The sequence below is a fragment of the Streptomyces longispororuber genome (assembly GCF_024448165.1).
Classification (GTDB): domain Bacteria; phylum Actinomycetota; class Actinomycetes; order Streptomycetales; family Streptomycetaceae; genus Streptomyces; species Streptomyces longispororuber_A.
The window spans coordinates 23,733-33,053 of sequence record NZ_JAMOLN010000117.1 but is presented as its reverse complement, the minus strand read 5'-3'; the positions used below and the strand labels follow the sequence as shown (position 1 = coordinate 33,053).

Annotated in this window: 7 protein-coding genes; 1 reads left to right on the top strand and 6 read right to left on the bottom strand. The window is 73.3% G+C overall.

Features of this window, described 5'->3' with window-relative positions:
- Nucleotides 1-252: 252 nt before the first annotated feature.
- The 4 genes from M4J07_RS28780 to M4J07_RS28765 all read right to left on the bottom strand — a co-directional run bounded on the left by M4J07_RS28780 (nt 253) and on the right by M4J07_RS28765 (nt 6,423).
- On the bottom strand, nt 253-1,446 hold the full coding sequence (locus M4J07_RS28780; protein ID WP_255976318.1) for an FHA domain-containing protein: 1,194 nt from the start codon (nt 1,444-1,446) through the stop codon (nt 253-255).
- Nucleotides 1,447-1,508: 62 nt separating this feature from the next.
- Nucleotides 1,509-2,861 (bottom strand): vWA domain-containing protein, encoded by a 1,353-nt coding sequence (locus M4J07_RS28775; protein ID WP_255976317.1) that lies wholly within the window; start codon nt 2,859-2,861, stop codon nt 1,509-1,511.
- Nucleotides 2,862-2,909: 48 nt separating this feature from the next.
- Complete coding sequence (locus M4J07_RS28770) at nt 2,910-4,238, bottom strand: PP2C family serine/threonine-protein phosphatase (protein ID WP_255976316.1); 1,329 nt, start codon at nt 4,236-4,238, stop codon at nt 2,910-2,912.
- 4 nt (nt 4,239-4,242) lie between these two features.
- On the bottom strand, nt 4,243-6,423 hold the full coding sequence (locus tag M4J07_RS28765; protein ID WP_445276305.1) for a tetratricopeptide repeat protein: 2,181 nt from the start codon (nt 6,421-6,423) through the stop codon (nt 4,243-4,245).
- On the opposite strand from M4J07_RS28765, the gene M4J07_RS48695 reads away from it, so the two are divergent.
- Nucleotides 6,410-6,730: a hypothetical protein gene (locus tag M4J07_RS48695; protein ID WP_445276304.1), complete on the top strand. Its 321-nt coding sequence runs from the start codon at nt 6,410-6,412 to the stop codon at nt 6,728-6,730. The two genes, M4J07_RS28765 and M4J07_RS48695, sit on opposite strands and share 14 nt — an antisense overlap.
- 178 nt (nt 6,731-6,908) lie before the next feature.
- Here M4J07_RS48695 and M4J07_RS28760 read toward each other — a convergent pair whose 3' ends face one another.
- Both M4J07_RS28760 and M4J07_RS28755 read right to left on the bottom strand, forming a co-directional pair.
- Nucleotides 6,909-8,210, bottom strand: coding sequence for a hypothetical protein (locus tag M4J07_RS28760; protein WP_255976315.1), 1,302 nt, complete (start codon nt 8,208-8,210; stop codon nt 6,909-6,911).
- 50 nt (nt 8,211-8,260) lie between these two features.
- The gene (locus M4J07_RS28755) at nt 8,261-9,286 is read right to left on the bottom strand and encodes a glutamate ABC transporter substrate-binding protein (RefSeq protein ID WP_374215095.1); all 1,026 of its coding nucleotides are present in this window, start codon (nt 9,284-9,286) and stop codon (nt 8,261-8,263) included.
- Nucleotides 9,287-9,321: the final 35 nt, after the last annotated feature.

Sequence of the window (9,321 nt, the reverse complement as noted above, 5' to 3'; positions counted from 1 at the left end):
GCCTGGCTGGACGATCCCGGCGGGCCGTACGTGTGGGCTCTCGCGCCGTAGGGGTGTGCCGTCTTGGCGGGTGCGGGCCGGTGGGGGCTGGTCGCGCAGTTCCCCGCGCCCCTGAGATGCGCACTTCGTGCGCCATCTCAGGGGCGCCGTGATGAAGGGGCGCCCGATGGGGCTGCGGCGGAGCCGCATGCTCCAGGGGCGCGGGGAACTGCGCGAGAAGCCCCACCGGCCCGCGGCCGGAAGCGGAGTGACCTAGTCGCGGCGGATCGTGATGGTCGTCCATGCGCCGACGTGGACGCGGTCGCCGTCCTGGAGGGGGACCGGGACGAAGGGCTGGATGGGCTCCTCGCCGCCGTTGACCGTCGTGCCGTTCGTCGAGTTCTGGTCGACGACGGCCCACGTACCGTCCGGCTGCTGCACCAGCACCGCGTGCGAGTGCGAGACCCCCGGATCCTCCGGCGGCACCGACAGGTCGATGTCGGGGGTGTCCCCGGTCGAGTGCCGGCGGCGGCCGATCGTGATCTGGTTGCCGGTGAGCCGGCGCTGCTGCTCCGGCGAGTACGCGGGCAGGTTCAGACCCGACGCCTCGGGCCCGCTGCGCTGCATCATCGCCATGAAGTAGTCCCGGTCGGGCCCGATCGTCGCGGACCAGGAGACGGGACCCTGCGACTGCGGGTAACCGGGGCCGGGCGGCTGCTGCTGCGGCGGGAAGCCGTGCTGCGGCGGCCCCTCCGGCGCGGTCGACGGCGACGACGGCGGCGAGATCACCCAGTCGTCACCGCCACCCCCGCCGAACGACGGCGAGGGACCGGGCGGGGGCGGCGGACCCTGCGGGTCCGGGGACTGCGGGTAGTCGGGGAACGGCGGCGGCGCGGGCGGCCCGGGCCGCTGCGGCTGCACGGGCGCCGGCGGCTGCTGCTGGAACGCCTGCGGGACGCCCCCGCCCGTCCCGTTCGCACCGGGACCCTCGTAGGGCCGCGGCTGGACCGGTCCCGGCGGCTCGTTGCCGAACGGATTCGGCGGGATCGGCTCGGCGGGCCGGTTCATCTGCGAGGGGCGCGAGCCCTGGTACTCGTACGGGTCGGGCCCCTGCGGCGGCTGCTGGAAGCGCAGCGCCGGGTTGGGGCCCTGCGGGCCGCCGGAGGTGTGCGGCAGCGGCGGGTTCGGGGCCGCCGGGGTGTACGACGTCGCCGTGTTCGTGAGGAAGTTCCAGCGGCACTCCTCGCAGAACGGCGCGCCGCCCTCACGCGGCGTGCGGCACTGCGGGCACAGCTCGGCTCCGCCACCACCCTGGGGCGCCTGCGGCGCGGGCGGCTGCTGGGGGTAGCCGTAGCCGGCGGCCGGAGGCGGCGGCGGGGGCGGGGGCACGGCACCGGCCATGCGGTGACCGCAGACCTCGCACCAGTCGTCGGAACCCGACTGGTGTCCGTTCGGGCAGGTCGGCATGTCGGCGCTTCCCCCTTTCCTTCGTACGTACTCGTACGTCAGTCTGAGCTGCTGCTTCTCGGTTACTTCTTGACGCGAACGGTCTTGGTGGACCGGGTCTCGAGAGTCATCTCGTCGGCCTCCGCGACCTTCGCCTTCAATCGAACAGTACCTTCCGCGGCATCCACCACGTCCACCACCTTCGAAAGCAGTTTCGCCGTATCCGCGTTTCCGGAGAGCGCCGCGAGCTGCACCGCGCGGCCCAGTTTCGCGGTGGCACCGTCCACGTCACCCGCTTTGCGCGCGTCCAGACCCTGCTGGATGACCTGGGCGAGCTCCGCCTGGCCCGTGTAGTGGGCGACCTGCGGGTTGATGGACGTAGACGCCGCCATGTCGTCCGTCCAGACCGCGCGGACCAGGCCCTGCGAGAGCGTCTGGGCCGAGCCGTCCGGCTGCGGGATCACCAGGGAGACGCGGGCCGCGAGCATCTCCTGGCCCAGCTCGGCGTTCGGGACCTGGACGCACACGTGGTAGTCACGGGACTCGTCGCCCCAGGAGCCGGTCGGGTAGTCGCCCGCGCGGGGTCCCGACTCGGTACGGCGCTCCGTCAACTCCTCGACGGTGGGCGCCACTTGCTTGACGAACTTGATCTCGGAGCCGAGCGGGGTCCACAGCCGCAGGGCCACGTCCGCGACCTCCTTGCCCATCGCCGTCTCCATCATCTGCGTGAAGTCGTCGGTGAGGTGCGCCGGGTCGGCGACGATGTCGGCGGTGCCGAGCAGCGCGGAGGCGATCCCCGTGACCTCCTTCACCTCCCAGTCCGTGCCGACGCCACGCGCGTCACAGGTGAAGCGGCCCGCGCACGCGTCGAGCGTGGTGCGCAGGTCCTCCGGCGACTCGTGCTCGTTGCGTCCGTCGGTGAGCAGGATGCCGTGCCGCACCGCGGACGCGGGCACGTCGGCGGAGGACAGCAGCCGGTCGGCCAGCCGCAGCCAGGTGCCGATCGCGGTGCCGCCGCCCGCCGACAGCTTGCGCAGCGCCTGCTTGGCCTGCTCCCGCGTGCTCGGGTCGGCGATCGCGACCCGCCCGCCGCCCGGATAGACCTCCTTGGCGACGTGGGTGCCGGCGATCACCGCGAAGCGCACCCCGTCGCGCAGCGTGTCGATCGCGGCCGCCGACGCGTCGCGGGCGCCGCGCATCTTCGTCGGCGGATAGTCCATCGAGCCGGAGCAGTCCACCATCAGCGCCACCGCGGCGTCCGGCCCGCCCCCGGGGCTGTGGAGCTGCGGCGCGCCGACCGCGCCGCCGATGGTGCCGCCGCCGGTGGACGTCACCGTGACGATCGCGTTGACCTCGCGGCCGCCCTCCGGCAGATACTCGTTCTGGTACACCTCGACCGAGAACTGCGGCACGTTCGACTTCGAGAAGTTGGCCATGTTGACAAGTCCCCCCTGCTGTATCGCCACACCGGTACGGCCGTCGGGCTACGCCGATCCTGCCCCCGCGGGCGGGACCGGGAACGGCAGCACCGCCACTGTTACGTTGTCGTGGCCCCCGCCGTCCAGGGCGTGACCGACCAGGACCTGGGCGCTGTGCAGCGGCCGCACGGCGGCGTCGGCCGGGACGACCTGCGCCATCTGCTCGGCAGCCTCCGCGTAGTTCCACAGTCCGTCGGTGCACACCACCACGACACCAGGCCGGTCCGGCTTGAAGGAAGCGGTGTGCGGCTCCAGTTCGTACGCGTCCGCGCCGAGCCAGCCGGTGATCGCGTGGGCCCGCTCGTCCGCGTACGCCTCCGCCTCGTTCATCAGGCCCGCCGCCACCATCTGCGCGGCCCACGAGTCGTCCTCGGTGAGCCGGGCGGCCGGCGAGCTGCGGTCGTCCGGCACCCAGTAGGCGCGCGAGTCGCCGACCCAGCCGACGACGAGCAGCTCCTTGGTGATGACCGAACCGACGAACGTGCACGCCGGAGCGTTCTGGTGCGGCTGGTGCTCGCGGGCCGTCGCGGGCTCCTGCGCCAGCGAGTTGACCGCCTCGGCGGCCGCGACGATCGCCTCGTGCATCGCCTGCTGCGGGTGCGTACCGCGCGGCAGCGACTCGTGCAGCGACTCGTTGGCCGCGCGGGACGCGGCGAGCGAGGCGTCGTCGGGCCGGGTCGCCGAGGACACCCCGTCGCAGACGATCGCGACGACGGCGGGGGAGCCGTCCGGCAGCGCGGCCGAGGAGATCGCGAACGCGTCCTCGTTCCTGTGGTGCCGCAGGCCCCGGTCGCTGACCGCGGCGACCGCGCCCAACTCCTGCTCCATGTGGTCGCGTTCGCGCGGCTGGGCGTGCCCGCAGTTCTCGCAGTAGCCGTCCGGGTCGACGTGCCCGGCGCGGCACGCCACGCACAGTTTGGTGCCGGACGGCGGGGTGGCCGCCTCCAGCTCCTCCGGCGTCGCGGTGCGCGGATCGGGCGCGGCGAGCTCGAAGTCGCCGCCCTCGGGAGCGTCGTCGAACCGTACGGCGGCGGGCAGTTCGGCCCCGCCGGAGTCCGTGCCCTCCAGGTCGGTCGGCAGGTGGACCGGCGCGGGCGTGTCCGAGCTGTCCAGCTCGGGTGCGTCGGGCCACTCGACGGACGCGGCCTCCCCGGCATCCTCACCGGAGAGCTCCGCGGACGTCTCCCCGGCGGCGCCGATGGTCAGCGTCGGGTGGTCGTCCGGCGCGGGCGGCACCGACGACAGGTCGTATCCGCACGCCCCGCAGAAGCGATCGCCCTCGTCGAGCGGCTCCTCGCAACTGGGGCAAGCGGCCAGCTGGTGCGTCTGCGACATCAACTCACACCCACGTCCGGGGGCGGTAGCGGTTGGCCCGCTCCACCAGTTCGATCCTCTCCTCGCCCCGCTGAGCGAGCCTGGCCAGTGTCCGGTACGAGCGCTCCAGGCCGAGGCGCAGGCCGCGCTCGTCCAGGTCGTTGCCGAGCACCACCGTGCGTCCGGGGACGGCCGGCTGACCGGAACCCTGCCTACCGGAGAGTACCCAGTCGAGCGCCGTGCCGAGGACCTCGGTCGACAACTGTTCACGTCGCACGGCGTCGAGGCCGAACGCGTCGAGCGCCTCGACCTGCCCGGCGGCGGCCGTCAGATCGCCCAGGAGCGGGTCCCCGTTGAGCGCCGCCCCCTCGGCCATCCGCCCGCGCAGCCGGGCCCGTACGGAGGCGACCCGGGCCGCCGTGTAGTGGATCGACGACTCCGGCACCGACTCCAGGGTGCGCACCGCGCCGCCCCGGTCACCGGCCGCCAACTGCACCCGGGCGAGCCCGAACGCGGCGCTGACGTAGCTCGGATCGGTCGCCCACACGAGGCGGTAGTACTCCGCCGCGTTGTCCAGCTGGCCGAGCACCTCCGCGCACACGCCGAGCGCCAGCTTCGGCGCGGGCTCGCCGGGGAACGCGTCGTAGATCGCGTCGAACGACAGCGCCGCGCTCGCGTGGTCACCCGTCGCGAGCGCCGCCACACCCCGGTACCAGACCACCCGCCAGTCGTCGGGGTGGTCGGCCTCCAGCGCCGCCAACCCGCGCGCCGCGGAGTCGAGTTCGCCCATCTCCAGGCGGGCCCGCAGCTCGCGCAGGCGCAGTTCGAGCGAGCCGGTGGGCGCCGCGTGCAGCGCCGCGATCAGCTCGGCGGGCGCCGACGCCATCAGGCCGGCCAGGAACCCGGCGTTCGGGTCGCCCGGGTCCACCCGTGGCACCGGCAGCGCCAGCGCGGTGGCCGTCGCCTCCAGGTGCTTGACGAGCGCGGTCGGCGACGGCGGCAGCGCGGGCCGGGCGGGCGCCGCGGACAGCGCGGCGGCCTTCCCCCGGGCCCGGACGGGCATCCGGCGCACCCCGAGCCACGACACGTCGCCCTCGAAGCGCCCGAACAGTTCCGTGTCGGTGACCTTCACCTCGGGCCCGAACAGCGTCGACAGGGCCGGCCGCGGCCGGTTCGTCTGCAGCGCCACGACCTCGCGCAGCACGCCCGTCAGCTGTTCGGCCATCTCCTGCGCGGAGGCGAACCGGCGGGCCGGGTCCGGGTCGGTGGCGCGTACCAGGAGCCGGTAGAACGACTCGTAGCGGCGGAACACCTCGATGTTGTCGGGGTCCGGCAGGGAGTCCACGAAGACGTTCGTGTAGCCCTGGAAGTCGAAGGTGAGGACCGCGAGCGTACGGGCCACGGTGTACAGGTCGGAGGCGACGGACGGGCCGACCTCGGCGACCTCGGGCGCCTGGTAGCCGACGGTCCCGTAGATCGCGGACTCGTCGTCGTCCATCCTGCGGACCGCGCCCATGTCGATGAGCTTCAGCTGGTCCTCGGTCTGTATGGCGTTGTCGACCTTGAAGTCGCAGTAGAGCAGGTTGCGGCTGTGCAGGTGGCCGAGGGCCTCCAGGGCCTCGATGCCGTACGCGCAGGCCTGCTCGACGGGCAGCGGGTCGCGCTTGCCGTCGACCGTGCGCCGCTCGTTGGCGATCTCCTTCAGCGACTTGCCGCCGACGTACTCCATGACGATGTAGCCGTCCATGGAGCCGGTCCGCTGGTCGAGGTGCTCGACGAAGTTGTAGATCCGCACGATGTTGCTGTGCTCGATCTCCGCCAGGAAGCGGCGCTCCGAGATCGCCGCCGCCATCGCGTCCTGGTCACCGGTGTCGAGCAGGCCCTTGAGGACCACCCAGCGGTCGGACACCGCACGGTCGATGGCGAGGTACACCCAGCCGAGCCCGCCGTGCGCCAGACAGCCCACGACCTCGTACTGGCCGTGCACGATGTCGCCCGTGCCCAGCTTCGGGACGAACGAGTACGGGTGCCCGCACTTGGTGCAGAACCCTTCCGTCCGGCCCGGCCGGTCGCCGCGCGCACGGCCCACCGGGGCGCCGCAGTCGGACCGGGAGCAGAATCGCTTCCGCTCGGGGACCTCGGGGTTCTCCTGCACCATCGCGCGCGGGTCGGGCCGCGGCACGTCGGGCACGTTGACCAGACCCACACCGAGCCTGGCCCGCCCCGAACTGCCCGCGCTCGACCCCGAGCTGCGCACCGACACCGACCGCGACGTCGAACTCCCGGACAGCGAGCGGGACAGCCGCCCCGACACCGACCGGCGCGACTGCGAGGAGCGCGACGACGCCCGGGACGACGCCCGCGAACTGGAGCTGGAACTCTGCGAGCCGCGCGAACCGCTCCTGGTGCCCGCCATCCCGGTCGGCGGGGACGACACCATGCCGTTCGGGGAGACGACCGGGGCGAGCCCGCACGTGTCGCAGTACAGCTCACCGCCGCCCATGTCCTCGTAGGCACCGGAACAGCCCGGGCGCTGGCAGGACCGGGCCGAGCCGCCCGCCGCCGGCGCCGCGCCGTTCACCGCCGCCGCGTCGGGCTTCAGCCCGCACGTGTCGCAGTACAGCTCGCCGCCCATGTCCTCGTACGACCCCGGACAACCGGGGCGGGTGCACTTGCGTACCTCAGCCACGACTACGACTCCCCCCTCTGTTCCGTGGGCGCGGCCAGCACGTCGGCCGCCGCCCGCTGGTACCGCAGGACCGCCTCCTCCGCCACCCGGAGATCGCAGGGCGCGCTCCACAGCATGCGCCGCGCCGCGTCGTACCGCTCCACCAGGAACGGGTCCTCGGCGAAACCGAGCCTGGCCACCTTCGCCTTGTACGCGTCGAGCCGCCCGCGCAGCTCCGCGCGGACGGCGAGCGGCGCCGTCACGGCCGTCAACGACTCGCGGGCGCGCAGCAGTTCGTCCTCGGCCTTCGACTCCAGGGACTCCAGGAGCGGGGAGAGCCGGTGCCACTGACCGTGTCTGCGGTAGTCGGCGGCCGCCGCCAGCTGCTCCTGCAGCGCCGTCGGCGGACCCGACACCGCGGGCACCTCCGACGCGGCGATCTTCGCCAGCACCTCGCCGCGCGCCGATCTCGCCTCGGCGAGCGTGCGGTCCGCGCGCGAGAGCACGTCCCGCAGCCTGCCGAGGCGGGCCTCCGCGTCCTGCCGCACCGTCAGCACGGCCTCGATCTCCCGCCGCACGTCCTCCAGGGCGCGCGCCTCCCGGTCGTACGCCGTCGTGTCGGGCCGGCCGCCGCCGGGCGCCGAACTCCCGTGCGCCCGCTGCCAGTACGCGAGCGGGTCCGACACCACCTGCTCCCGCAGCCGGGTCAGCGCGCCGGTGATCTGCTCCAGGTCGTCGCCCGCCGGATGCTCACCGGGGCGCACGCCGACGGAGTGGGCGAGCTGACGGGTGCGGCCCAGCTCGGCGGCGAGCAGGTCGATCCGGGCGGGCAGCGCCGACCACACGACGTCGGCGGCCACCACCATGTCGAGCGACGACGCGTACAGCTCGTTCATCCGCTCCACGAGCGCGGCGAGCGTGAACCGCTCGGACAGCTTCGCGGGGCCGGTGATCGACGGCGAACCGCCGCCCGTGCTCGCACCCGGGGCGACCGTGACGCTCTCGCCGCGCAGCAGGTCGGTGAGTTCCACCAGATCGTCCCGATTGGGCCAGCGGCGCCGCGAGCGCACCTCGCGCGCGGTGCGCAGGGCCGCCGCGTACGCGTCGAAGTACGTCCACAACAGCGTGATCGCCTGCTCGGCCGACGACCAGCGCTCCCGGGTCGTCCCGGTCAGCTGTGCGCCTTCGAGCAGGCGGCGGCCGGCGTGGTCCTGGAGCGCGAGCAGCGACGTCTCGATCGCCTCGTGCTCGGCGCCGAGCCGGGCCAGGGCACGGTCCACCTCGTCCCGGTCCATCACCGGACCAGGGGGTCCCGCGACGCCCATCGATCACCTCTCGCTTTCCCTCAATTGCTCAAGTGCCCGGAAGATGTTCGCTACTTGTACTTCGGCGCGGGCGGCCCGTCGGACGGCCCCAGCGCCGACTGCAGCCACTTGTCGTAGGACTTCTGCCAGCCGCCGTCCTTGCGGTAGTCCTCGAGGACCTGGTTGACCCGGCGCACCAGGTCGTCGGCGCCCTTCTTCATGGCGACGCCGTAGTACTCCTCGGTGAACGGCTTGCCCTTGAGCTCCACCGTCGGGTCCTGCGCGGCCTGGCTCGCCGCGAGCGCGCCGTCGGTGACCACCGCGTCGACCTCGCCGAGCTGGAGGCGCACCAGGCAGTCCAGCTGGTTCGGCACGGTCGTGGAGATGTCGGTGCTCTGCGGCACCCCGCCCTCGTCGACCGGCTTCTTCTTCGCGTCGCCCAGTTCGAGCTCGGCCGTCGACCCCTTCGCCGTGCAGATCCGCTTGCCGGCGAGCGACGCCCCGTACCCCTTGACGGTCGAGGACTTGGGGGCGAGCACCTGCTGGCCCGTCTGGAAGTACGCGGTGGAGAAGTCGACCTCGTCGAGGCGCTTGCAGCTGATGGTCATCGTGCGCACGACCATGTCGACGTCGCCGCGCTGGATCGCCGGGATGCGCTCGTTCGTCGGGATCGCCTTGAGGCGGATCTTGTCCGGGCTGCCGAGGATCTGGTCCGCGATCTCGTGCGCGAGATCGATGTCAAAACCTTCCAGCTCACTGGTCTTCGACATGCTGTTGGGGTCGCGGTAGCCCCAGCGGTAGCTGTTCTGGTCGACGCCGACCGACAGGTAGCCGCGCTTCTTGATGGCCTGCACGGCCGCGCCGCTCTCGCTGCCGTCCGGACGCAGACTGGCCTCCGGCTCCTTGCCCTTGACCGCGGGGTCGCAGTCCGCGGCCCTGGCCTGGAGGCCCTCGGCGACCCCGCCGCCACCGACCCCGGTGCTGCCGTCGCCCGCGTCCCCGCGCTGCGCCGTCAGGGGGAGCAGCAGTGCGAACACCGCCGTCAGGGCGCAGGCGACCGCCATCGCCGCCACGCCGCCCCAGCCGCGCAGACTCACCGTCCGCCGACCCCGTCGCTGATCCTCCCGCCCGT